We start from the raw sequence: 22,919 nt of genomic DNA, 5'->3' as shown, positions 1-22,919 counted from the left end.
TCGAGCCAAACGAGTTGCCTCGTAGTGGGCTGGAACCATCCAGATGACAAGGGTTTGTGTGGTGTTTTTAGGCCACCGCATCGTCTGTACGAGGCCGTGGCCGAGGTGACATCCGAGCCGAACGAGGCCCCGGGCGCCAAGCGTCCGGGGCCTCACAACAAGGCAGGTCGGCGAGTCAGGCGCCGCTGTCGCCCGCACTCTCGCCGTCTGCGTCGGCGTCGAGCAACCGCAGCAGGGAGCGGAGCTCCTCGATGGCCGCGTCAGTGACCTCGGGTCCGCCGCCCAGAACGAGCTGGTGCAGGACGAGACCGTCGAGGGCGGCGAAGACCAGCCGCGTCATCGCCCGGTTCGCACCCTCGGGGAGTATCCGGGACAGCTCGCGCTCGGTGGCATCGAAGTACTCGTCGTACAGCCCACGGATCAGCGGCAGCAGCTCCGGCCTTCGCCGGGATTCGAGCAGCAGCTCGTACTGGAAGACCTGGGTGTCCGGATCGGCCGTGACCATCTCGGACACTCCGGCCGAGAAGTCGGACACCTTGCCGGTCCCCGGCTCGACCGCGCTGACGCTCAGGCTGGAGCGTACGGTGTGGGCGAGCGCCTCCTCGATCAGCGCGTCGCGGGTGCCGAAGTGGTGGACGACAAGACCGTGGGTGACCCCTGCCTCCTCCGCCACCGCGCGATAGGTGAGCTTGCGCAGACCGCCCCGGGCCACCACCCGCACGGCCGCGTTGAGCAGGGCCTCCCGGCCCTCCCCGTAGTTCACCCGCTTGCGCGGCCTGCGGCCCTCAGTGGTCCCGGTGGCTTCGGTCATGGGTGCGACCCTACCGGCCCGTACACGCACGGCGGCCTCTCCCCTGCCCGGCCGCACGGGACGGACAGGTGAAGCACCGCGCCGGGCGCCGTCGCGGCAGGCCGGGTGCGGTTCCGCCTACGGTGGGCATCAGCGCTTGGGGTGCCGGATACCGCGGAACTCCCAGTCGCCGCCGAGCGCGGTGGACAGGACCTCTTCCGATTCGGTGGGCTGGGCTCGACGTCCGTACGGATCGAGGTGGGGCCGGTGACGATGTGGTTGGTGAGCCGCCCCAGGCCCTCGACCTCGACTTCGACGATGTCACCGGGCTGGACAGGGCGGGAGTTGGCCGGGGTACCGGAGAGCAGCACGTCGCCGGGGTGGAGAGTGATGGTGCGCGCGATGTCGGCGACGAGGTAGTGCATGTCCCACTCCATCTCATCCGTCGAACCGTCCTGGACGACCTCGCCGTTGACGTACGTGCGCAGGTACTTGCCGTGGAAGTCCCAGTCGGTGACCAGGCCCGGGCCGAGCGGACACAGGGTGTCGGAGCCCCCTGCCGAGGCGGGCGAGTACATCGCGGGCTACACCGTCGCCAACGACTACGGCCTGCACGACTTCCGCGACACCGACGCCGGTTCGATGCTGCGGGTGAACTGGACGGCGTACGCCACCGAGCGATGCGCAGCCTGCTGCAGCGCCAGTTCGGCCAGGGCGTCATCAACGAGTACGCCGACTTCCTGCGCGGCCTGACCGCCAGGACGCTGGACACAGCCCTCGCCAAGGGCACGTTCGACTTCGTCGCCGACTTCCCCATCAACGTCCTCGCCCGGCTCCTCGACGTCCCCCCGGAGGACAACCAGCAGCTCATCGACTGGGGCAACCGGATTATGGGCAACACGGACCCCGACTACGCCGATGTCCTCCTCCACAGCGAGGAGAGCGAGCAGTACAAGGATCTACCCTTCCGCAGCCCGGTCTCGCTGGAGGTCTTCGAGTACGGACGGGAGTTGGCCCGGCAGCGGCGGGGCGGCACCGGCACCGACCTGATCTCCAGACTCATCAACCAAACCCCGCGCGACGGCGTCCCGCTCTCCGCGCAGGACTTCGACAACTACTTCCTGCTGCTGGTCGTGGCCGGCAACGAGACCACCCGGCACACCATCTCGCACTCCATGCTGGCCCTCATCCAGCACCCCGAGCAGCTGACCAGGCTCCAGGAAGACCCCTCTCTCATCCCGGTCGCCGTCGAGGAGTTCCTGCGCTGGGCCACGCCCGTCTACCACTTCCGCCGTACCGCGACACGCGACGTCGAACTCGGCGGCAAGCGGGTGAAGGAGGGCGACAAGGTCGTCATGTGGTACGCCTCCGGCAACCGCGACGAAGAGGTCTTCGGCAACCCGTACGACTTCGACGTCACCCGCCAGGACAACGACCACCTCACCTTCGGCAAGGGCGGCCCCCACCTGTGCCTGGGCAACCTGCTCGCCCGCACCGAGATCCGCATCATGTTCGAGGAACTGATCCCGCGCCTCGCCGGCATTTGCCTCGCCGGCGACGTCCCCCGGGTCCGCTCCAACTTCGTCAACGGCATCAAGAAACTGCCGGTCGAGGTCACCCTCGCCTGACCGCCTGTACACAAGCTGTGGCCACCCGGACCGCTGGGTGCCCACAGCTCTGTGTGCTTGCGGCAGCAACACTCTGATCGCGGCCGTTCGCCAAGGGCATGGTCGCACCAAATGGTCTTGCCGTTCGGGGCTCTGCCGGTCTTCCATCTCCCGGTGAGCTGGGCGACCAAGCCCGGCTCCAGCGCCCGCCTCGCATCTCGGCAACAGGCGGATCGGCCGCATCGACGCCGCCGACGCGTCGTGGACGTTCATGCTCTTCCTCACCGCCACGACTACAGCAGTGATGGCCTGCACTGGGGTGGTCCGGGCGAGGCCCACCACGAATCCGGCCTCGAGTCGAAGCGGCATTGACCCCGAATAATGCGATATGCGTCCGGCAAGGTCGCTCAACCTTCCCTACGTTGTTCTGCGGGACGTGGTGAGCCCTTCGTATGGTTCATCCACCCAGGGGCGTCGGGTGTGGCTTTCAAACTTCTGCCACTTGTGGCTTCCATCGATTGGCCGCCCGACGCCCCACGACGACTCGGCTGCCAATTAGGAATTGCGAATGATCGCTACGTAGGGAATCGACAGCGAGGTCGTCCGTGGGAGGCACCAGCAACACCACCGCACGGAGGCACCACATGGCCGCGATCTGGGCCGGCATCGACGCAGGCAAAGCCCACCATCACTGCGTCGCGATCGACGAGAGCGGCCGCCGGCTGCTGTCGCGACGCGTCGCTAACGACGAACCCGAACTGCTCGAACTCCTCGCCGACATCCTGGCCCTGGGTGACGAGGTGACCTGGGGCATCGACCTGGCCGACGGCGGTGCCGCCCTGGCCATCGCGCTCCTGGTCAACCGCGACCAGCCGGTCCACTACATCTCCGGCCGGGCCATCCACCGCGCTTCCGAGAGCTACCGCGGCGAGGGCAAGACCGACGCGAAGGACGCCGCCGTCATCGCCGACCAGGTCCGCGTCCGCCGGGACCTGCACCCCTTACGCACCGGCGACGACACCGTCATCGATCTCAAGATCCTCACCGGCCGCCGCATGGACCTGGTCGCCGACCGCACCCGCACCGTCAACCGCCTCCGTGCCCAGTTCACTGGCATATTCCCCGGCCTGGAGCGGGCCCTGGACCTCACCAACACCGGCCCGCTCACCCTGCTGACCGGCTATCAGACCCCCGCGGCTATTCGCCGGATCGGCGTCAAGCGGCTGGAGACCTGGCTGCGCAACCGCCACGTCGTCCGCCCCGATCGGCTCGCCGAAATCGCTGTCCAGGCCGCCGAACGGCAGCACACGAGCCTGCCCGGCGAGAAGCTGGCCGCCACGTTGGTACACACGCTGGCGAAGGAAGTGATGAGCCTCAACCAGCAGGTCGCCGAGATCGACAAGGCCATCGAGGCCCGGTTTCGCGACCACCACACCTTCGAGGTGATCACCAGCATGCTGGCCTGGGCGTTATCCTCGGCGCCGAGTTCCTGGCAGCCACTGGCGGTGACATGACTGTCTTCGGCACCGCCGACCGCCTCGCCGGCTTCGGCGGCGTCGCCCCGGTGCCCCGCGATTCCGGGAAGCTGAGCGGGAACCTGCGCCGCCCGCAGCGATACAACCGCCGCCTCCAACGCGTCTTTTACACCTCGGCGTTGTTCAGCATCCGCCACTGCGAGGAATCCCGGCGCTTCTACGATCGCAAACGTGCCGAGGGCAAGCGCCATACCCAGGCCGTCCTGGCTCTCGCTCGCCGCCGCGTCAACGTCCTCTGGGCCCTTCTGCGCGACGGACGGCGCTACGAGCCAGCTCCGCCGGCAAGGGCTGCCGCATAGGAAGGGACGCGACACGCTGCGCGCGGCCAGTTGGCCTGACCGACCCCGTCAGACCAGGCAAAACTCGTTACCTTCCGGGTCTGCCATCACCACGTGATCCGGCCTGCCCTGCAACTCGTCCTCGCGGACCACGATCGCGCCCGCAGCGGTCAACCGCTCCACCGCCTCGACCACGCGCGGCCAGCGCACCTCCCACGAGGTTTCACGGCCGCCACCAACCTGCACGTCGATATGCAGCCGATTCTTCGCCACCTTCGGCTCCGGCACCTTCAGGAAGGACAAGGTGGGGCCCACGCCGTCCGGATCTGAGAGGTACGCCCCGTCATCCCACTCGTCCTCCGGAACCTCATGATGCGAGAACCACTCCTCCCAGCTCCCGAACCCTGCGGGCGCGGGCTTCTCCTCGTAGCCCAACGCCAGCGCCCAGAACGCGGCCAGTTTCGCCGGGTACGCGCAGTCGATCGTCAAGCTCCACTTGGTCGCCATGAGCCCTCCCCAGTCGGATGAACGGACTGTACCGCGCACCTCCGACACATCCTGCCCGCTACCTCAAGCGTGCGCCGCGGCTTGACGAACGGCATTAGGAATCGATGAGAATCACTCAACCTTCGCTGCGACAGGTCAGTTCCCGCACGATGCAATACTGATCAACTGTTCAGAAGCTCTTGGTTCCCGCGACTCCCATTCGTCGCCCCTTTCTTCCGCCTCTCCAGGCCACCCCGAGGAGCCCCGTGACCACACCGCGCGGCGAGGTCCGGACGTGGCTTTCTGATCTGGTCTTTGACGTACCGCTTCACAGTGCGCTGAGAGATCCGCAGCATCTGGGCAACCGCCCTGGTGCCCTTGAGCTGGGGGGCGTGGGCGATTAACTCGTCGATGGCCAGCGGGGTCGCTGGAACCAGGACCCCGCACGTGGTGAGCGCGAGCTACGGCCGGCGTACGGCGCGCCCGCGTCGCTGCTGGCTGTAATCCGACCACGCCGATGTGACAACCCAAGCCGTCGAACCCGCCACGTACGGGGACTGGTGGAGGGTCAGGCGCCCGGGTGCAGACCTGGCCAGCCGGGTGTCGGGTCGCCCTTGACCTCACCGAAGTAGAGGGCGAAGGTCTGCTTCAGCCGCTCGACCTGGGCCCGGTCCTCCATGAAGCGGGGGAACCCGTCCAGGTTGGCGTTCGGGTACTCCCAGATCGGCTTGAGGCCGGTGGGGGGCGCGATGTCCGTGCGCACCGACCAGCTGTTGGAGGTCTGGCGCTCGGTGGACAGCTGCCAGTTGAGGTAGAGCTTGGCCGCTGTGGGGTTGGCGGCCTGCTTCAGGATCGCGAGCCGCTGTCCCCACGCCATGAACGGGTGCCCGTCGGTCATCACCCAGCGGTTCGGGGTGGTGGCGAGCGGGTTGCCACCCGCGCCGACGCCGATGATCTTCTCCTTGTTGGTGACCGCGGTGCCGGGGGAGAAGGTGCCGCGGGCGAACTGCGGCTGCTGTGCGGCGAAGTCGGCTATCCAGTCCCAGCCGTAGGTCTTGGCGTAGAGGGCGTAGAGGTAGAGCACCGCGTCGTCGTCGTGTGGGTAGGAGGAGGCGATGGCGCCCTTCCAGCGCGGGTCGACCAGGTCCAGCGGCGTCTGCGGCGCGTCGGCCCCGGCCGCCGCCACGTCGTACAGGTAGCTGAAGGCGATGACCATGCCGGCCACCCAGGCACCGTCCGCGTCCCGGAACTTCTTGTGGAGCTTGCTGAAGCCGGCGGGCTTGTACTGCAGCAGCCGCCCCTGGCTCTTCCAGCGGGTGAAGTCGTGCAGCGTCTGCAACTGCACCAGGTCGGGGACCAGGGTGTCGGTCGCGAACTGGTTGTCCACGCGGACGTCGTGGTACTTGCTGTAGTCCACGATGAGGTTGAGGTCGATCTGCGGGAACCGCTGGCGGAAGGCGGTCCGGGCGCCGGCACCGCTGCCCGAGTTGGCGAGGTCGCCGCCCGCGTAGATCACGAGCTTGCCGCCTTCGGCGATGGCGGCCTGGTACAGCTCGTCGAGGGTCCTGGTCTCCTCGGCGCCGGCGCCGTGTGCGGCTGTGGCCGAGGCGGGGGACGCGGTGGCGCCGAGCGCGCCGAGTCCGAGCGCGGCGCCCGCTCCGGTAGCTAGGAGTCGTCGTCGACTGGGAAGGCTCGTCATTGGGGTAACCCTTTCTCCGTGGGGGCAGGGGTGTTCCCGGTGTACGGGCGGCGGACCGCCTCGGCCGGGAGCGTGGGAGCGGGAGCAGCGAAGCCGGTGGTCTCGTACGGTCTGCGCCTCAGACCGGCGGTGAGGCTTGCCGGAGTCGAGGATGTCGGAGGCGAGCCGGTGGCCGTCGGCGGGGGTGCGGCCGGTGTCGGTCGGCAGCGCCTCCTGATCGCTGTTGACGAGGGTGGCGGTCCTGTTCTTGCTGCCGACCGGAAAGTCCAGATCGAGGCTGGTGAATTCGAGTGTGCTCATCAGGACTCTTCGCTGTTCGGTCGAGGATGGGGCCCGCTGACGCGAGCCATTCATCTGACAAGACGGTATCTGACACATCAGATGTTGTTGCCATGGGGGCACTCGGTGTGATGCGAGTCGCACTGGGTCTGCTGTTGCGGCCACCGTTGGCCGGGTGGGTGGTGCCGTGGCGTGAAGTGCCCGGGGCGCCGTCGAGCACGCCGGACTCCTCATCCGGGTGAACCGCAACTACATGCTGTCCACCGCCGACCTGCCGCTCGTGATCGGCGGCCTTGACGGTGGGGGCACCTCGTGGTCGAGCGGAGCCGAGACTGGGCAATACAGGGCCTGCGTCGAGTCGGGCGGCTCCACCAAGCCTCGCTGAGGCCGTGAGCGGAACAGATCCGCCAAGTGCTCCCACCGTCGCTCAGCTGTGTCCTGCGGAGACAGCTGACGACAGACCTGGATTACACCGCGGCCTCCCCACCGAAGCCGCCCACTCCGCCTCTCACCGAACCAGCAACACACCAGGCCGGCCACCGCTCCGTACACCAGCGAAACACCCTTCGAGCGTCACCGGTTTCCGGCCCCACCGCGCGCGGTCGGGCCGGAAACAATCGTCAGTTCGGCGGAGGTGAACATCGGGAGGGATGAGGGACCGGCGGCGGCATGGGCGTGGTGACGCCCAGCAGCCGGACGGTCGCAGAGGCGGACGGGAACAGAGGAGTCGTCCTGCCGCGTGTTGGCGGCAGAGGAAGCGGGGGCTGCTGACCAGAGGCGCGGCTCTCATCAGCAGCAGGTGGAACCTACTGTCGTCTGAAGGCGGATTCGGTCACCAGGCCACCGGAAGAGCGGCGACGCCGTAGACGAAGCTGTTCGTCCGCATCTCGATCTCGTCTGCGGGAGCGCCCAGACGCAGGGTCGGGAACCGTTCGAGGAGCGCGGGAATCGCGATGCGCATCTCGACGCGGGCCAGTTGCTGGCCGACGCACTGACGGACGCCGAAGCCGAAGGCCAGGTGACTGGTGGCGGAGCGGCCGATGTCGAGGGTGTGGGGGTCTTCGAAGCGTTCCGGGTCACGGTTGGCCGTCATCAGGGCGGGGATCACCACGTCACCCTTTTTGATCTGCCGGCCGCGGACCTCGACGTCTTGCAGAGCGGCGCGCTCCCCTCCGAACTGCGGGACGGTCAGGTAGCGGAGCAGTTCCTCGACCGCGTTGTCGATCCGGCCGGCGGGGTCTTCGCGCAGCAGGGCCAGTTGGTCGGGGTGCTGGAGCAGGGCGAAGGTGGACAGGGCGATCATGTTGGCGGTGGTTTCGTGACCGGCCACGAGCAGGCCCAGGCCGAGGAAGGCCGCCTCCTCCAGGGAGAGTTCCTCGTCCTGGGCGAGTTCGCTGAGGATGTCGTCCGCAGGATGGGCGCGCTTGTGGCGGGCCAGTTCGTGGACGATGTCCAGGACCCCTTGGACCGCCGCACCGTACTCTTCCGTGGTGCCGCCCACTTTCAGCAGACTGGCGGTACGGGACTGGAACTCTTCGCGCTTCCCATAGGGCACGCCGAGGAGTTCGCAGATGACCAGCGAGGGTATGGGCAGGGCGTACGTCTCGACCAGGTCGACCGAAGGGCCCATGCGCTCCATCTCGTCGAGGCGCTCGTTGACGATCTGAGTGATGGGATCGGCGAGCCGGGCGACCCGCTTGGTGTGAACTTGCCCTGGAGCTTGCGGCGCAGCCGGGTGTGGTCCGGCGGATCCATGGCGGCCAGGTTACCGACCTCGGCGGGCCTGCGTGCGAAGAGCGGGGTTCCGATGGGCGAGGTGCGCAGTTCACCGCGGGAGCTGAAGGTCTCGTGGTTGCGCAGGGTCGCGTAGATGTCGTCGTAGCGCGTGAGCAGCCATCCGTCGGTGCCGTCCGGCATGATGATCGGGCACACCGGCTCCTTCGCCCGGAGTTCGCTCAGCTCGGGGGGCGGGTCGAACGGGCAGCCTTTCACCCGCTGTACGGGGATCGAACGACGCTCGGGCAGGGTTTCCGACATGGGATTCCTTATCTTGATGGGACGGGGCCGGCGGGGTGGGGGTATCAAGCCGCCCGGGCCGCACTCACGACCTCGCGCCAGGCGACGCGCAGGGCGACGGACTGGCGCCATGCCCGGATCGCCTTCGGCGGCATGCCGACGGCGAGGACTCCGGCGAGGACTCCGGTGAGGCGGCCGCGGCTGCGGTAGGCGGTGACGAACCGGCGGGAGGCCAGATCGCCCTCCACGACGGTGGCCTCGTCGTGTCCGCGCAGGTAGCCGTAGGCTTGGATCTTCATGCCGTACTGGTCGGACCAGAAGTACGGCACCGGCGCGAAGGGTTTGCGCGCCTTGGGGGTGAGCAGATTGCGGGCGGCGGCCACACCCTGTTCGGCGGCGTTCGTGCGGTGCTCGATGCGCATCCGGGTGCCGAACAGAGGGTTGTGCCACCAGGCCACGTCGCCGGCTCCGTACACGCCGGGGGTAGCGGCACCGAACTCGTCGCACACCAGGCCGTCGCCGACGGTCAGGCCGCTGCCCTCCAGCCATTCGGTGTTGGGCAGTGAGCCGATGGCCACGAGTACCTCGTCGGCCTTGAGTGCGCTGCCATCGCCGAGGCGTACACCGCCGGGGCCGACTCGCTCCGGCTGCCCGGACCCAGTTCCGCAGCGTCTCCGGATTGATCCCCAGATCGGCGGCGACCGACCTGATCGTCGCCTCCGGCCGCGACTCGTACAGCGCGACCGCGTCCGCCTTGAACTCCGGCGGGTAGTTCTTCATGACCACGAGATGTCCGTTCTCAGATCCTCAGGATCCAGTGTCTCGTGTGTTCAACATCAGGGGTCAAGGCCCGACAGACGCCCTCATTGAGTCTGTCGCGGACGGCAGCGATGCGGGCTTGGGGTTCTGGCGGCTGCCTGGAGGGTTCGAGAAGACCCTCGCTGACTGGCCGACCGCTGGGCCGGTGGCCTACGTGGAAGCCGAGTACTTCGGCGGTGCGGGCGAGCAGCAGGCTGCCGTGTGGGATGGCGGCACCATCGTGCTGGGACCGCCCCATGTACAGGAGGGCCAGCCTTTTCTGCCGGCTGGCAGCGCCATCTCACAGGCTCTTCGACGGCTGGGCGTCGTGGCGAGCACCGGAGAGAATGAGTTTTCCGCTGGGATTGGACCGTCACCGACACGGTGAGGGATGGATCGCCTGAGCAGCGGCTTCCGGATTCCTGCATGGACGAGCAGGTTTCCGGCTCCGCTAGCGGAATCTGTCCGTAAGTCCCAGAACCTCGCGCCGACTTGGGAAAGTCTCACGCAGAATGCGCACCTGGGCACCTGCGCCGATACGGCTGCCGAGCATCTTGGGGAACCCGCGCGAACTCCAGTTGGCGGCAGAGCCTTGCTGCGCGGCACCCGCCTTACCCTCAGCCGGACGGCGTGAGCGGGGATCTCATGCCGAGCCACCGCTCGGCGCCCCAGGCCTCGAACCGCTCCACCTCGGTGAACCCCAGTACAGGGCGGCCGGTCGGCTGAAGTCCACCTCCCGCACGGGGTCGAAGCCGATGCTCACCGGCTTGGCCTCGGTGAACGACAGGGTGGCTCGACGGATGAGGTCAGGTGAGGCCGGACCCAGAGCGGCACGTCGGGCGGGCATGGTGCGGGAGTTCGGGGAGCTGCTCACGTACGCGTGGCCGGGCGACACCGTGTGCACCTCCTGAATGTTCCGCCTCGTGCGCGGCACCCGGTACGTCCTCGACGTACTCCCCTACGACCGGTTCGCCCTGGGCATCCACGACGGCGCGTTCTCCGCCATGGACCCCACCACCCGCCCCCTCCGCATACCCGGAGAGCTGCGCAGGCGTCCGGCGCCCCATGGGCCGCAGCGATCCGCGAGTGTGGCGGGCACGGCATCCCCGTCGTGGCCGCGGAGGAAGTGGAGCGGCTCCTGGAGGGTGGTCTGAAGTTCGATCTCACGGATACTCTCCACACGGCAGCCGCAGGAATCGCCCCATGCCGAGGACGCGAGGGTGTGGCCATGTCGGGCGTCGGCATATCGTGGTAACGGACAAGTTTTTGAGAATTGAGACAGGGGTGACCTTCCTGGGGGGGGCAGGAAGATGCCAAGGGGCAGGTGTTAGTGCCGCAGCGCGCGGGGCGTTGTCGCAGCGAGGTGGTATCCATGCCGCATGAATATTGATCAAGCCGACCCTGCCGAGCTGGCGGTACTTCGTGCGGCGTTCGACGTCGATGACGGAGGAGAGTCGGCTCTTGGCTGGGAGGCAGTCCATGCCTTCGAGGCAGAACACGGGATCGTGCTGCCCGAGCCGTATCGGACCTTCGTCGCGGAGATGACGGACGGTTCGTACTCCGGGCCGCCCGAGTACGGACTGCTGTCGGTGGCGGAGCTGCCGGACGACTGGGGCGATGACGAGCAGGAACGCGACCTGAGCAAGCCGTTCCCGCTGGCGGAGGCATGGATGTGGGAGGAAGCCTCGGACCAGTCCGAGGATGCCGACGAACTCCTTGAACAGGTCTACAACCACGGCTCGGTCGTGCTCGGCACCGACGGGTGCGCGATGAACTGGCATCTCATCGTCACGGGACCTCACCGCGGGCACGTTTGGCTGATCAGCGACGTCGGTGCTGTCCCCTTCGGCGAGCAGTTCGGGTTCACCACTGCTGAGCCTGGCTTTGCTGGCTGGGTCCGCCATTGGGCGGCGAACAAGCCCTGGTATGACGCTGCGTGACTCTTCAGGAGTGCGGCCTGTGGTGGTCCTCTCCAGTTCCGCCGACTTCATGAGCTCAGTGAGAGGGACGAACGAAGCTGTCGGCCGTCCCCAGTTCCTTGGGAGTGTGACCCGCTGGGGCGGGGTGGGGTGTCGGCGAGGCCTTCGGCGAGTGAGGCGACTGCTTCGCGGTCGCCTTCGAGGCGTTCGCGCCCGTGTTCGAAGGGAGCTAGGAGAGGCCGTCGTGCGCGAAGTGACGGCAGGTCGTCATGCGAAGCTACGACAGGTCGTCGTACGGCGACAGTTCCGGTCGTTTCGCCGGCATTCCGTCTCCGGAGGACCGCCCTGTCAGCCGACGCCCGATCCACGGCAGCAGGTACTGCCGGGCGAAGCGGGCGTCCGCGACCCGGCGGGCGCCCCAGCCGGGCGGTGCCGTGGCCGGCACGGGCGTGTGCCACTCGGGGTCCTCGGCCTCGTGCCCGAGGGTCTGCCAGACCGCCTCGGCGACCCTCCGGTGGCCCTCGCTCGTCAGGTGCAGCCGGTCGACGTCCCACAGACGGGGGTCGCCGAGCGAGGCGGCCCCGTACAGGTCGACCACGAGGGCGCCGTGCCGGGACGCGAGGTCGTCGATGCAGGTGAACAGTTCCTCCATGCGCGGCCGGAAGCGCTCCATGACCGGGCCCTGGCGGCCGGGGCTGCGCATCAGCACCAGCTGCTTGCACGCGGGCGCCAGCTGCTCCACGGACTCCTCCAGGAGCCCGCGCACCCGCCCCATGTCGCACTTGGGGCGCAGTGTGTCGTTCAGCCCGCCCACCAGCGTGATGACGTCCGGCTCCATCGCCACCGCGACCGGCACCTGCTCCGCGGCGATCTGCCCGATCAGCTTGCCGCGCACGGCGAGGTTCGCGTACCGGAAGCCGGGCGTGCGGGCGGCCATCCGGGCCGCGAGGAGATCGGCCCAGCCGCGATAGGAACCGTCCGGCAGTCGGTCCGACATGCCCTCGGTGAAGGAGTCGCCGACCGCGACAAGGCTGGTGTATGAGGCATTCGTCTGCATGGCGACAGAGATGATAGCCCGATAAACATACCCAGCGGTCGGTCGACCTCCGACAGGCGTCCGGCAGCGCTTACACCGGCTGTCCGAACAGCTCGCGCAGTACGTCCTCCATCGTCACCAGACCCGCGAGCAGTCCGTCCTCGCCCTGCACCGCCGCCAGGTGCGTACGGCTGCGCCGCATCGCCGTGAGGACGTCGTCCAGGGGAGTGTCCGCCCGTACGCTCGCGATGGGCCGCATGTCCCGGACCTGGAAGGCGAGGTCCCGGGGCGCGGCGTCCAGGGCGTCCTTGACGTGCAGGTAACCGGCGATCCGGCGTTCGTCGTCCACCACGGGGAAGCGTGAGAAGCCGGACTCGGCCGACAGCCGCTCCAGCTCCTCCGGAGTGACGCCCACGCGCGCGTAGACGATGCCTTCCAGCGGGAGCACGACGTCACGCACCGGTCGGCGCCCCAGCTCCAGGGCGTCGTGAAGGCGTTCCCGCGCGCGGTCGTCGATGAGCCCCGCCTCGCCGGAGTCCCGGACCAGGCGGGCCAGTTCGGCGTCCGAGAAGGTCGCCGTGACCTCGTCCTTGACCTCGACGCGCAGCAGCTTCAGGAGCGTGTTCGCGAAGGCGTTGATCGTGAAGATCACGGGCTTGAGCGCCCGCGCCAGGGCCACCAGGGGCGGGCCGAGCAGCAACGCGCTGCGCACCGGCTCGGCGAGCGCGATGTTCTTCGGCACCATCTCGCCGAGCAGCATGTGCAGATAGGTCGCCAGGGCGAGGGCGATCACGAAGGACACCGCGTGGCCCGCGCTCTCGGGAACGCCCACCGCGTGGAACGCCGGCTCCAGCAGATGCGCGATCGCCGGTTCCGCGACCACGCCGAGGATCAGCGTGCACAGCGTGATGCCCAGCTGGGCCGCGGCCATTAGCGCGGACACGTGCTCCAGGCCCCACAGCACGCTCTTCGCCCGCCGGTCGCCGTCCGCACGGTCCCCGTCCGTGCCTCCCGCACCTTCCTCCACGTGCTGCTCGATCTGGCTGCGGCGTACGGAGATCAGCGCGAACTCGGCCCCCACGAAGAAGGCGTTGACGACCAGCGTCGCCAGACCGATCAGCAGTTGGACGGTGGTCACTTCGCCTCCCCTTCCTTGTCAGCCTTGTCAGCCTTGCCCTTGTCGGCCTTGCTCATGTCGGTTTCCCGGGTCTCCTCGCTCGCGCGTGGCGCGTGCAGCAGGACGCGGGCGGCCCTGCGGCCCGAGGCGTCCACCACGTCCAGGCGCCAGTCGGCCACCTCGACGGTGTCACCGGCCTGCGGAATACGGCCCAGCTCCGTCGCGACCAGGCCGGCGAGCGTCTCGTACGGCCCCTCGGGGATCCGGAGGCCGACACGGGCGAGCTGGTCGGTGCGGGCGGCGCCGTCCGCGGAGTAGAGGGTGCGGCCCTCGTCGTCCACGCCGGCCGGGTCGAGGTCGGACGTCTCGTGCGGGTCGTGCTCGTCCCGCACCTCACCGACGACCTCCTCGACGATGTCCTCCAGCGTGGCCACACCCGCCGTACCGCCGTACTCGTCGATGACGACGGCCATCGTGCGCTTGCCGGAGAGCCGGTCGAGGAGCCGGTCGACGGTCAGTGACTCGGGGACGAGCAGTGGCTCGCGCATCAGTTCGGAGACGCGCACCCGCGGGCGACGCTCCGCGGGCACCGTGAGGCAGTCCTTGATGTGCGCGACGCCGACGACCGAGTCGAGGTTGCCGCGGTACACGGGGAACCGGGAGAGCCCGGTCGCCCGCGTCGCGTTGGCCACGTCCTCGCAGGTCGCCTGGGCGTCGAGGGCGACGACCTGGACCCGCGGTGTCATCACGTTCTCCGCGGTGAGGTCGGCGAGGTTCAGGGTCCGTACGAACAGTTCCGCGGTGTCGGGCTCTAGGGCGCCCTCCTTGGCGGAGTGCCTGGCCAGCGCCGCGAGTTCCTGAGGGCCGCGCGCGGAGGCCAGCTCCTCGGCGGGCTCGATGCCGAAGAGGCGCACCATGCGGTTCGCCGTGTTGTTGAGGTGCGTGATGAACGGCCGGAACGCGGCGCTGAACAGGCGCTGCGGCGTCGCCACCCGCTTGGCCACGGCCAGCGGCGAGGAGATCGCCCAGTTCTTGGGCACCAGCTCGCCGAAGACCATCAGGAAGACGGTCGACAGCGCCGTACCGATCACCAGGGCCAGGGAGGAGGACATGGAGGCCGAGACGCCGAGCGACTCCAGCGGGCCCGAGATCAGCGCGGCGATCGACGGTTCGGAGAGCATGCCGACGACGAGATTGGTGACCGTGATGCCGAGCTGCGCGCCGGAGAGCTGGAACGTGAGGTTGCGTACGGCCTTCAGGGCACCGGCGGCACCCCGTTCGCCGCGCTCCACCGCGCGCTCCAGCTCGCCGCGCTCGACCGTGGTCAGGGAGAACTCCGCCGCGACGAAGGCGCCGCACGCCAGGGAGAGCAGGATCGCCACCAGGAGGAGGAGCACTTCGGTCATCGGTTCACCTCCGTCCCATGGTCGGGCAGGGCCGGCGGGATCGCTCGACGTCGAGTGGTGCTGTCGCTACTGGGAGGCTCGCCCATGGGCGGACGCTCACACCTTTCCTCGGAGAAGTAACTGGTCCGCTCATAGTAAAGGGTGCGCAAAGTGGCTCAGCCGGTGAGGGGTTTCACCCAGCGCCGCCACTGCTCCTCGGGCCGGTACCCGGCCGCACGCCATGCATGCTGCCCGCTCTCGTTGCGCTCCAGCACCATCGCGTCCGCGCGCCGCCCGCCCAGCCGGACGAACCGTTCCTCGGCGGCGGCGAGCAGGGCCGAACCGATGCCCTGCCGACGGCGCTCCGGATGGACCGCGAGCCGGTAGAGATGGCAGCGCCAGCCGTCGAAACCGGCGATCACGGTGCCCGACAGAACCCCGTCGCGCTCCGCGAGGAGCAGTGCTTCGGGGTCCCGGTCGACGAGGCGGGCCACGCCGTCGCGGTCGTCGCTGATGCTGGTTCCCTCGGCGGCCTCGCGCCAGAACCGCAGCACGGAGTCGATGTCCGCGTGGGTGGCCGGGCGGATGCGCAGATCACTCATGGAGCGAGCCAAGCAGAGCGGTGACCTGTCTGGCGAACCCGTTTCCGTGCACGGAAGTGAAGTTTCCGCGCACGGATGCGAACCGAGCGGTCAGTTCCGGTCCAGCAGTGCCGAGAGAGCCTCCCGCAACACCGCTCCGGGGTCCGCCTGCGGCCCTTCGGAGCGCCAGGCGACGAACCCGTCGGGGCGCACCAGCACCGCTCCCTCCGGGCTCACCCCGTGGGCCTCCGCCCACTCCAGGTCGCTCGCGGGGGACAGCTCGGCGTCCGGCCCGCTGCCGATCCGGTACGAGTCGAGCGGCACCGACAGCTGTCGCGCGGCCTCCGTCGCCGCGTCGTGCCATCCGCCCGCCGCGCCCGCCGAACTGAGGAGCACCAGCGAGCCCTCGTACAGGTCGAGGGTGGAGATCCGGGTGCCGGCGCGGTTCAGCCACAGGTGGGGAGCCCTGCTCCCGGGCTCACCCGCCAGCCGCACACCCTCGGGCACGACCGGAACCGTCTGATCGGCGCCCAGGACCGCACCCCGCGGATAGCGGTAACCGAGGGCCACGTTGAGGATTCCGCCCTTCCTGCCGCCGGGGCCGCCGGCTCCCGGAGCGGGTGTGTACCCGGGGTGGCTGTGCTCGACCGACCGCGCGGAGGCCCGGGCGCTCGTCGCCTCCGCGACCGGCCTGCGCTCCATGTCGTACGACCCCAGCAGACCGGGACCCGCCCAGCCGCCCAGCACGGCGGCCAGCTTCCAGGCGAGGTTGTGGGCGTCCTGGATGCCGGTGTTGGATCCGAACGCCCCGGTGGGGGACATCTCGTGGGCCGAGTCACCGGCGAGGAACACCCGGCGGTCCGCGTACCGTTCGGCGACCCTCTCGGCGGCGTGCCAGGCCGCCCTGCCGGTGATGTCCACGTCCAGATCGGGTACGCCGACGGCTCGCCGGATGTGTTCCCGGCACCGCTCGTCGGTGAACTCCTCGATCGTCTCGCCCTGTTCGGGGTGCCACGGCGCGTGGAACACCCAGCGCTCCAGGTTGTCGACCGGCAGCAGGGCCCCGTCGGCGTCCGGGCTGGTCAGGTAGCAGACGATGAAACGCCGGTCGCCGACCACGTCCGCGAGGCCGCGGGAGGTGAAGGTGATGCTCACGTTGTGGAACAGGTCGCCGGGGCCGTTCTGCCCGATGCCGAGCTGCTCGCGGACGGGGCTGCGCGGACCGTCGGCGGCGACGAGGTAGTCCGCCCGGATCGTGGTGTGCTCACCGGTCTCCCGGCTCTTGACCCGCGCGGTCACCCCCTCGGGGTCCTGCTCGAACGACATCAGCTCGGTCGAGAACCGCAGATCCCCGCCGAGCGCCCGCGCGCTCTCCAACAGGACCGGCTCCAGGTCGTTCTGGCTGCACAGGCACCACCCGCTGGGGCTGAACCGGGCGAGCCCGCCGCCGGGGTCGATCTCCTTGAACAGCCACTCGCCCACGTCGCCCACCAGGCTCGGTGTCTGCAGGATGCCGTGGTTGTCCGCCAGTACCGACGCCGCCTCCTCGATGCGCCGCTCCACTCCGGCCACCCGGAACAGCTCCATGGTGCGCACGTTGTTCCCGCGCCCCCGTGGATGGATCGAGGTGCCCGAGTGACGCTCCACGAGCGTGTGCGGCACCCCGAGGCGCCCGAGGAACAGGGAGGTGGACAGCCCCACCAGGGAGCCGCCGACGATCAGGACGGGGGTGTGGTGGCCGACTCCGGCGTCGGCCTCTTCCGCGCGGTTCATTGAATGCCTCCAGTGTCTGCCGGTCCTGGCGGGACGCGGTCCGGCGTGGGAACGCCCCTGCACAGTGCATCCCCGGTGACCGTTCCGCCCGCCGGGGACACCCGGATGGCGCACGGTTCACTCGCCCGACCCCGCGGGAGTCGCGCACATCGCGACTCGCGTCAACGATCGGCTCAGGGCGGCCCCGGCATTTCGGACGCGGCGGTCGCTCCCGGCCTTCCGCGACGGACTTCCACGGCGAAGGCGAACTTCCACGACGAAGAGGAGAGGTGCGCCGGATGACCATCTCGGGACGCATATCGCAGTCGGCGTTCGACGGCTCCAGGCTGCGGGTGATCCTGCTGCTCGACCTGTACGAAGGAGCCCAGCAGCAGTTCCTGGACGCGTACGAACACATGCGCAACCAGGTCGCGTCCGTGCCCGGTCACCTCAGTGACCAGCTCTGCCAGTCGATCGAGAACCCCTCGCAGTGGCTCATCACCAGCGAGTGGGAGAGCGCCCCGCCCTTCCTCGCCTGGGTCAACAGCGAGGAACACGTCGAGACCGTCCGACCGATGCACAGCTGCGTCCGTGACACCCGCTCGATGCGCTACAGCATCCTGCGGGAGACGACCCCCAACGCACCTCTCACCCCTGAGCGGTCGACAGCGGGCGTGCAGGTGGCGGCCCGCGTGGGCGACGGTGTCGCACGCCACGCCCTCACCTTCACCGTCAGGCCCGGCTCCGAGTCGAAGGTCGCCGAGATCCTGGCCGGCTACACCTCGCCCGAGGCCCAGGTCGACGACACCACCCGGCTGCGCCGCACCTCCCTCTTCATGCACGGCAACCGCGTCGTACGGGCCGTGGAGGTCGAGGGCGACCTCCTCGCCGCGCTGCGCCATGTCGCCCGCCAGCCCGAGGTGCGGGCGGTCGAGGAGGCCATCAACCCGTATCTGGAGCAGGACCGGGACCTCAGCGACCCGGACTCGGCGCGCGTCTTCTTCACCCGGGCCGCGCTTCCGGCCGTCCACCACGTGGTCGCCGGCGAGAAGGCACCCGCCGGACTGCGGCGGCACGCGCTGTACTACCCGGCGAAGGAAGGCCGCGGGATGGACCTGGCCCGGCTGCTCGCCCACCAGGACGAGGCCGCGGCGGACGACCCGCACAGCCCGGTGTACGGCAGCACCGTCTTCCAGCGCGATGACATCGTTGTCCGACTCGTCGACGTCACCGGCGAACTCGACGCCGACCCCCTGGCCGCCCTGGGCCTCAAGGGGCCTGGGAAGGCAGCGGAGTTGGAGCGTCTCCTCGACGGCGCCGCGATCGGTGTCGAGGGCTCCCTGGAGACGGACCGCAACATCAACCGCCTCCTGTCGCACGCCGACATGATGCCCGTCACCGACCGCAGCTCGGCGCGTTCCTGACCGACCACCCCGGCGCTGTCCGCGCCGCCCCCGCCCCGCCCGGACGACGTCCCTGCCCCACCCGGAGGTGTCAACCATGAACAAGCAGCACCCACGCATCGTGGACCTGAGCGAGACAGAACCCAACCGCAGACGCGGAGGCGACCTGCGGGCCATGCTCACCCCCGCCACGGTGGGGTCCACCAGCGGCTTCATGGGCCTGGCGATCGTCCAGCCCGGCGAGCGCATCGGCGAGCACTACCACCCGTACTCCGAGGAGTTCGTGTACGTCGTCGCAGGCAGCCTCGAAGTGGACCTGGACGGTGAGACCCACGCCCTGAGGCCCGATCAGGGCCTTCTGATCCCGATCGACGTGCGCCACCGCTTCCGCAACGTCGGTGACGTGGAGGCCCGCATGGTCTTCCACCTGGGCCCGCTCGCCCCCCGCCCCAGCCTCGGGCACGTCGACACCGAGGTGACCGAAACCGCCGTACCCGGCACGGAGTTCGCCGTCGGCGGGCCGGACCGGCTCGCTCCGGACCACGGACAGCCGTCCGAGCGAAGCGAGGCCATACGGTGACCCGGCGGGTGGCTGTCACCGGTATCGGTGTGGTCGCTCCGGGCGGAACCGGCGCCACGGCGTTCTGGGACCTCCTCTCCGGCGGGCGTACCGCGACCCGGGGCATCACGCTGTTCGATCCGGCGGGCCTGCGTTCGCGCATCGCCGCCGAATGCGACTTCGACCCGTTCGCGCACGGCCTCGACCCGGAACTGAGCCAACACGCCGACCGCTACATCCAGTTCGCCATGGTCGCCGCCGCCGAGGCCGTCGGCGACTCCGGCCTCGACAGCGGCGCACAGGACCCCTGGCGCGTCGCGGTCTCCCTGGGCAGCGCCGTCGGCGGCACCACCCGCCTCGAACACGACTACGTCAAGGTCAGCGAGGGCGGTCGGCGGTGGGACGTGGACCACCGCGGCGCCGACCCGCAACTGCACCGGGCGTTCTCACCGAGCACCCTCGCCTCGGTCGTCGCCGAACAGTTCGGCGCCCAGGGCCCGGTGCAGACCGTCTCCACCGGCTGCACCTCCGGGATCGACGCGGTCGGCTACGCCTTCCACACCATCGAGGAGGGCCGGGCCGACATCTGCATCGCCGGAGCGGCGGACTCGCCGATATCGCCGATCACCATGGCCTGCTTCGACGCCATCAAGGCGACGTCGGACAACAACGACGACCCCGAACACGCCTCCCGGCCCTTCGACGCCCGTCGCAACGGCTTCGTGATGGGCGAGGGCGCGGCGGTCCTCGTCCTGGAGGAGTACGAGCACGCCCGGGCACGCGGCGCCCACGTGTACTGCGAGATCGGCGGCTACGCCACGTTCGGCAACGCCTACCACATGACCGGTCTGACCTGTGAGGGCCTGGAGATGGCCCGGGCGATCGACTCCACGCTCGACCAGGCCCGCCTCGATCCCACGATGATCGACTACGTCAACGCGCACGGCTCGGGCACCAAACAGAACGACCGGCACGAGACCGCCGCCGTGAAGCGCTCCCTGGGCGCCCACGCCTACGACACACCCATGAGCTCCATCAAATCCATGGTGGGCCACTCACTCGGCGCCATCGGCGCGATCGAGATCGTCGCGTGCGTCCTGGCGCTGAAGCACCAGGTGGTACCGCCGACGGCGAACTACGAGACACCCGACCCCGAGTGCGACCTGGACTACGTGCCGCGCACCGCGCGCGAACGCAGGCTCAGGAACGTGCTCTCCGTCGGCAGCGGATTCGGCGGCTTCCAGTCGGCCGTACTGCTGACCGGGCCGGGCGGGAGGACACGATGACCACACGCCAGACTCGGCCCACTCGGCGCACCCCGCGCGCGGCCATCACCGGGATCGGGGTGATCGCGCCCAACGGTCTGCGGACCGACGCGTACTGGAAGGCCGTCGGTGAAGGCCTCTTCGTTCTGGACGGGATCACCCGCGACGGCTGCGGACATCTGCCGCTCCGGGTGGCCGGAGAGGTCCGGGGCTTCGATGCCGCGGGTCTCATCGAGGAACGTTTCCTCGTCCAGACCGACCCGTTCAGCCACTTCGCCATGGCCGCCGCCGCACTGGCACTCGAGGACGCCGGTATCGCCCGCGGCGAGCCCGCGGAGCCCTACGACATCGGTGTGGTCACCGCGGCCGGGTCCGGCGGCGGCGAGTTCGGGCAGCGGGAACTCCAGAAACTGTGGGGCCAGGGATCCCGGTACGTCGGCCCGTACCAGTCCATCGCCTGGTTCTACGCCGCCAGCACCGGCCAGATCTCCATCCGCGGCGGCTTCAAGGGACCGTGCGGAGTGGTCGCGAGCGACGAGGCCGGCGGCCTGGACGCCGTCGCGCACGCCGCCCGGGCCGTACGGCGCGGCACCGGCGCGGTCGTCGTCGGCGGCGCGGAGGCACCCCTCGCCCCCTACTCGATGGTCTGCCAGCTCGGATACGCCGAACTCAGCACCGCCGAGGACCCGGCCCGCGCCTACCGGCCCTTCACCGAGGCCGCCTGCGGCTTCGCACCCGCGGAGGGCGGCGCCATGCTCGTCGTCGAGGACGAGAACCGCGCCCGTGAGCGCGGGGCGACCGTCCGGGCCATCGTGGCCGGCCATGCCGCGACCTTCACCGGCGCCTCCCGCTGGGAGCGGTCCCGGGAGGGGCTCGCCCACGCGATCCGGGGCGCCCTCGACGAGGCCGGATGCGCCCCCGAGGAGATCGACGTCGTGTTCGCCGACGCCCTGGGCGTGCCGGAGGCGGACCGCGCCGAGGCCGGTGCCATCGCCGACGCCCTCGGGGCACACGGTGCCAAGGTCCCCGTCACGGCGCCGAAGACCGGCATCGGGCGCGCCTACTGCGGGGCGCCCGTGCTGGACATCGCCGCCGCGGTGCTCGCCATGGAGCACCGCCTGATCCCGCCCACCCCCAACGTGTTCGACATCTGCCACGACCTCGACCTGGTGATGTCCCGCGCTCGCCCCGCCGAGCCGCGCACGGCCCTGGTCCTCAGCCGGGGACTGATGGGTTCCAACGCGGCGCTGGTAGTGCGCCGTGAAGACGACTCCGCCCGATGACCACGGGCGGGAAGGAGACACCCGCATGCTCACCACCCAAGTGACCTACGACGAGCTGGCCGCCCTCATGAAGAGGGGAGCCGGAGTCACCGTCGACCCCGGCGAGCTGGAGCGGGCCTCGGACACCCCCTTCGGGATCCTCGGCCTCGACTCGCTCGGCCTGCTCGGCATCGTCGGCGAGCTGGAGAACCAGTACGGCCGCTCGCTGCCCCCCGACTCGGAGCGCTGCAGGACGCCCCAGGAGTTCCTCGACCTCGTCAACAGCACCCTCAAGGCTGGAGCCTGAAGTGGCCGGACACACCGAGAACAGCATCACCGTCGACGCCCCTCTCGACCTCGTCTGGGACATCACCAACGACATCGAGAACTGGCCCCGGCTCTTCACCGAGTACTCGTCCCTCGAAGTGCTCTCCCGTGACGGCGACACGACGGCCTTCCGCCTGACCATGTACCCGGACGACAACGGCAAGGTCTGGAGCTGGGTCTCGGAACGGACAGTCGACCGAGCCAACCGGACCGTCCGGGCCCGCCGGGTGGAGACGGGCCCCTTCGCCCACATGAACATCCTGTGGGAGTACACGGAGCTGCCGGGCGGCACCCAGATGCGCTGGACGCAGGACTTCGCGATGAAGCCCGACGCCCCGGTCGACGACGAGTGGATGACGGACAACATCAACCGGAACTCCCGTACGCAGATGGCGCTCATCCGGGACCGGATCGAGCAGGTCGCCCGCGACCGCCAGAACGCGCCCCTGCCCCGCTGAGCCACCGGCCCAGGAAGGACACCCGATGCATCACGCCCTGATCGTCGCCCGCATGGCACCCGACTCGGCGCCGGCGATCGCCGACCTGTTCGCCGCCTCCGACAGCGGTGAACTCCCGCACCTCGTCGGTGTCACCCGCCGCAGCCTCTTCCAGTACGGCGACGTGTACCTGCACTTCATCGAGGCCGACCAGGACCCGGCGCCCGCCATCGCGAAGGTGGCCGGCCACCCCGAGTTCCGGAGCGTCAGCGACAAGCTGTCGGCGTATGTGTCCGCGTACGACCCGCTGACGTGGCGCAGCCCCAAGGACGCCATGGCGCGCTGCTTCTACCAGTGGGAGCGGAACGCCGGCTCCTGAGCACCGAAA

The 22,919-nt window shown here is 69.5% G+C and carries 20 protein-coding genes and 7 pseudogenes; 13 read left to right on the top strand and 14 right to left on the bottom strand.

Going from position 1 to position 22,919, the window contains the following annotated elements:
* Nucleotides 1–175: 175 nt before the first annotated feature.
* Nucleotides 176–811, bottom strand: coding sequence for a TetR/AcrR family transcriptional regulator (locus IEY89_RS34545; protein WP_189151486.1), 636 nt, complete (start codon nt 809–811; stop codon nt 176–178).
* A gap of 129 nt (nt 812–940) precedes the next feature.
* Nucleotides 941–1,344 (bottom strand): annotated as a pseudogene (locus IEY89_RS34540) (fumarylacetoacetate hydrolase family protein); the annotation flags it as partial.
* Nucleotide 1,345: 1 nt separating this feature from the next.
* Here IEY89_RS34540 and IEY89_RS42065 point away from each other — a divergent pair.
* The 3 pseudogenes from IEY89_RS42065 to IEY89_RS34530 form a co-directional block, all read left to right on the top strand.
* Nucleotides 1,346–1,444, top strand: a pseudogene (locus IEY89_RS42065) (fumarylacetoacetate hydrolase family protein); the annotation flags it as partial.
* Nucleotides 1,444–2,418: pseudogene (locus tag IEY89_RS34535) on the top strand (cytochrome P450); the annotation flags it as partial. The pseudogenes IEY89_RS42065 and IEY89_RS34535, both read left to right, overlap by 1 nt.
* A gap of 623 nt (nt 2,419–3,041) precedes the next feature.
* Nucleotides 3,042–4,231, top strand: a pseudogene (locus IEY89_RS34530) (IS110 family RNA-guided transposase).
* 48 nt (nt 4,232–4,279) lie between these two features.
* On the opposite strand, the gene IEY89_RS34525 reads toward IEY89_RS34530, so the two are convergent.
* The 6 genes and pseudogenes from IEY89_RS34525 to IEY89_RS34500 all read right to left on the bottom strand — a co-directional run.
* Entirely contained in the window at nt 4,280–4,717 is a 438-nt protein-coding gene (locus tag IEY89_RS34525; RefSeq protein ID WP_189151485.1) for a VOC family protein, read from the bottom strand.
* 254 nt (nt 4,718–4,971) lie between these two features.
* Nucleotides 4,972–5,082, bottom strand: a pseudogene (locus IEY89_RS34520) (telomere-protecting terminal protein Tpg); the annotation flags it as partial.
* Between the two features lie 182 nt (nt 5,083–5,264).
* A complete protein-coding gene (locus IEY89_RS34515; protein WP_189151497.1) occupies nt 5,265–6,395 on the bottom strand; it encodes an ABC transporter substrate-binding protein in 1,131 nt (376 codons plus the stop codon).
* 1,111 nt (nt 6,396–7,506) lie between these two features.
* Nucleotides 7,507–8,304, bottom strand: coding sequence for a cytochrome P450 (locus IEY89_RS34510; protein WP_308437474.1), 798 nt, complete (start codon nt 8,302–8,304; stop codon nt 7,507–7,509).
* Between the two features lie 451 nt (nt 8,305–8,755).
* Nucleotides 8,756–9,328, bottom strand: a pseudogene (locus IEY89_RS34505) (FAD-dependent oxidoreductase); the annotation flags it as partial.
* Between the two features lie 10 nt (nt 9,329–9,338).
* A pseudogene (locus IEY89_RS34500) lies at nt 9,339–9,476 on the bottom strand (transposase); the annotation flags it as partial.
* Between the two features lie 40 nt (nt 9,477–9,516).
* Between IEY89_RS34500 and IEY89_RS34495 the strand changes: the two are divergent.
* On the top strand, nt 9,517–9,876 hold the full coding sequence (locus IEY89_RS34495) for a hypothetical protein (RefSeq protein ID WP_189151500.1): 360 nt from the start codon (nt 9,517–9,519) through the stop codon (nt 9,874–9,876).
* Between the two features lie 255 nt (nt 9,877–10,131).
* On the opposite strand, the gene IEY89_RS42060 is transcribed toward IEY89_RS34495, so the two are convergent.
* Nucleotides 10,132–10,392, bottom strand: a complete 261-nt coding sequence (locus tag IEY89_RS42060) for a hypothetical protein (protein ID WP_189151484.1) — start codon at nt 10,390–10,392, stop codon at nt 10,132–10,134.
* Nucleotides 10,393–10,399: 7 nt separating this feature from the next.
* On the opposite strand from IEY89_RS42060, the gene IEY89_RS34485 reads away from it, so the two are divergent.
* Both IEY89_RS34485 and IEY89_RS34480 read left to right on the top strand, forming a co-directional pair.
* Entirely contained in the window at nt 10,400–10,642 is a 243-nt protein-coding gene (locus tag IEY89_RS34485; RefSeq protein ID WP_189151499.1) for a hypothetical protein, read from the top strand.
* A 225-nt stretch (nt 10,643–10,867) separates the two neighbouring features.
* Nucleotides 10,868–11,428 (top strand): SMI1/KNR4 family protein, encoded by a 561-nt coding sequence (locus IEY89_RS34480; protein WP_189151483.1) that lies wholly within the window; start codon nt 10,868–10,870, stop codon nt 11,426–11,428.
* A gap of 256 nt (nt 11,429–11,684) precedes the next feature.
* Here the strand turns inward: IEY89_RS34480 and IEY89_RS34475 are convergent, their stop codons facing one another.
* The 5 genes from IEY89_RS34475 to IEY89_RS34455 all read right to left on the bottom strand — a co-directional run bounded on the left by IEY89_RS34475 (nt 11,685) and on the right by IEY89_RS34455 (nt 17,299).
* Nucleotides 11,685–12,464, bottom strand: a complete 780-nt coding sequence (locus tag IEY89_RS34475) for an SGNH/GDSL hydrolase family protein (protein WP_189151482.1) — start codon at nt 12,462–12,464, stop codon at nt 11,685–11,687.
* A 70-nt stretch (nt 12,465–12,534) separates the two neighbouring features.
* The gene (locus IEY89_RS34470; RefSeq protein WP_189151481.1) at nt 12,535–13,581 is read right to left on the bottom strand and encodes a hemolysin family protein; all 1,047 of its coding nucleotides are present in this window, start codon (nt 13,579–13,581) and stop codon (nt 12,535–12,537) included.
* Complete coding sequence (locus tag IEY89_RS34465) at nt 13,578–14,966, bottom strand: hemolysin family protein (protein ID WP_189151480.1); 1,389 nt, start codon at nt 14,964–14,966, stop codon at nt 13,578–13,580. The genes IEY89_RS34470 and IEY89_RS34465 overlap by 4 nt, the downstream gene beginning before the upstream one ends.
* Nucleotides 14,967–15,121: 155 nt before the next feature.
* Nucleotides 15,122–15,547, bottom strand: coding sequence for a GNAT family N-acetyltransferase (locus tag IEY89_RS34460; RefSeq protein WP_189151479.1), 426 nt, complete (start codon nt 15,545–15,547; stop codon nt 15,122–15,124).
* A 90-nt stretch (nt 15,548–15,637) separates the two neighbouring features.
* A complete protein-coding gene (locus IEY89_RS34455; RefSeq protein WP_189151478.1) occupies nt 15,638–17,299 on the bottom strand; it encodes an FAD-dependent oxidoreductase in 1,662 nt (553 codons plus the stop codon).
* 278 nt (nt 17,300–17,577) lie between these two features.
* Here IEY89_RS34455 and IEY89_RS34450 point away from each other — a divergent pair, with 278 nt between their 5' ends.
* From IEY89_RS34450 to IEY89_RS34420, 7 genes are all read left to right on the top strand, one after another.
* Complete coding sequence (locus IEY89_RS34450) at nt 17,578–18,702, top strand: SchA/CurD-like domain-containing protein (protein ID WP_189151477.1); 1,125 nt, start codon at nt 17,578–17,580, stop codon at nt 18,700–18,702.
* Between the two features lie 76 nt (nt 18,703–18,778).
* The gene (locus tag IEY89_RS34445; protein WP_189151476.1) at nt 18,779–19,261 is read left to right on the top strand and encodes a cupin domain-containing protein; all 483 of its coding nucleotides are present in this window, start codon (nt 18,779–18,781) and stop codon (nt 19,259–19,261) included.
* Entirely contained in the window at nt 19,258–20,526 is a 1,269-nt protein-coding gene (locus IEY89_RS34440) for a beta-ketoacyl-[acyl-carrier-protein] synthase family protein (RefSeq protein WP_189151475.1), read from the top strand. The genes IEY89_RS34445 and IEY89_RS34440 overlap by 4 nt, the downstream gene beginning before the upstream one ends.
* Nucleotides 20,523–21,788 carry a beta-ketoacyl synthase N-terminal-like domain-containing protein gene (locus IEY89_RS34435; RefSeq protein WP_189151474.1) on the top strand — a complete coding sequence of 422 codons (1,266 nt, stop codon included), beginning with the start codon at nt 20,523–20,525 and terminating at the stop codon, nt 21,786–21,788. Before IEY89_RS34440 ends, IEY89_RS34435 begins: the two co-directional genes overlap by 4 nt.
* 25 nt (nt 21,789–21,813) lie before the next feature.
* Nucleotides 21,814–22,074, top strand: coding sequence for a phosphopantetheine-binding protein (locus IEY89_RS34430; protein WP_164323487.1), 261 nt, complete (start codon nt 21,814–21,816; stop codon nt 22,072–22,074).
* A gap of 1 nt (nt 22,075) precedes the next feature.
* Nucleotides 22,076–22,552 carry an SRPBCC family protein gene (locus tag IEY89_RS34425; protein ID WP_189151473.1) on the top strand — a complete coding sequence of 159 codons (477 nt, stop codon included), beginning with the start codon at nt 22,076–22,078 and terminating at the stop codon, nt 22,550–22,552.
* Nucleotides 22,553–22,577: 25 nt separating this feature from the next.
* Complete coding sequence (locus IEY89_RS34420) at nt 22,578–22,910, top strand: TcmI family type II polyketide cyclase (protein WP_189151472.1); 333 nt, start codon at nt 22,578–22,580, stop codon at nt 22,908–22,910.
* The last annotated feature ends 9 nt before the right edge of the window (nt 22,911–22,919 follow it).

The organism is Streptomyces lacrimifluminis, assembly GCF_014646095.1.
Classification (GTDB): Bacteria; Actinomycetota; Actinomycetes; order Streptomycetales; family Streptomycetaceae; genus Streptomyces; species Streptomyces lacrimifluminis.
The sequence above is the reverse complement of the archived record's forward strand: the minus strand, read 5'-3'. Positions and strand labels throughout refer to the sequence as shown.

Excerpts from the sequence above, each read along its gene's own strand:
- IEY89_RS34545 (WP_189151486.1), bottom strand. The coding sequence starts at position 811 with ATGACCGAAGCCACCGGGACCACTGAGGGCCGCAGGCCGCGCAAGCGG.
- IEY89_RS34525 (WP_189151485.1), bottom strand. The coding sequence starts at position 4,717 with ATGGCGACCAAGTGGAGCTTGACGATCGACTGCGCGTACCCGGCGAAA.
- IEY89_RS34515 (WP_189151497.1), bottom strand. The coding sequence starts at position 6,395 with ATGACGAGCCTTCCCAGTCGACGACGACTCCTAGCTACCGGAGCGGGC.
- IEY89_RS34510 (WP_308437474.1), bottom strand. The coding sequence starts at position 8,304 with ATGGGCCCTTCGGTCGACCTGGTCGAGACGTACGCCCTGCCCATACCC.
- IEY89_RS34485 (WP_189151499.1), top strand. The coding sequence starts at position 10,400 with ATGTTCCGCCTCGTGCGCGGCACCCGGTACGTCCTCGACGTACTCCCC.
- IEY89_RS34480 (WP_189151483.1), top strand. The coding sequence starts at position 10,868 with ATGAATATTGATCAAGCCGACCCTGCCGAGCTGGCGGTACTTCGTGCG.
- IEY89_RS34475 (WP_189151482.1), bottom strand. The coding sequence starts at position 12,464 with ATGCAGACGAATGCCTCATACACCAGCCTTGTCGCGGTCGGCGACTCC.
- IEY89_RS34465 (WP_189151480.1), bottom strand. The coding sequence starts at position 14,966 with ATGACCGAAGTGCTCCTCCTCCTGGTGGCGATCCTGCTCTCCCTGGCG.
- IEY89_RS34460 (WP_189151479.1), bottom strand. The coding sequence starts at position 15,547 with ATGAGTGATCTGCGCATCCGCCCGGCCACCCACGCGGACATCGACTCC.
- IEY89_RS34455 (WP_189151478.1), bottom strand. The coding sequence starts at position 17,299 with ATGAACCGCGCGGAAGAGGCCGACGCCGGAGTCGGCCACCACACCCCC.
- IEY89_RS34450 (WP_189151477.1), top strand. The coding sequence starts at position 17,578 with ATGACCATCTCGGGACGCATATCGCAGTCGGCGTTCGACGGCTCCAGG.
- IEY89_RS34445 (WP_189151476.1), top strand. The coding sequence starts at position 18,779 with ATGAACAAGCAGCACCCACGCATCGTGGACCTGAGCGAGACAGAACCC.
- IEY89_RS34435 (WP_189151474.1), top strand. The coding sequence starts at position 20,523 with ATGACCACACGCCAGACTCGGCCCACTCGGCGCACCCCGCGCGCGGCC.
- IEY89_RS34430 (WP_164323487.1), top strand. The coding sequence starts at position 21,814 with ATGCTCACCACCCAAGTGACCTACGACGAGCTGGCCGCCCTCATGAAG.
- IEY89_RS34420 (WP_189151472.1), top strand. The coding sequence starts at position 22,578 with ATGCATCACGCCCTGATCGTCGCCCGCATGGCACCCGACTCGGCGCCG.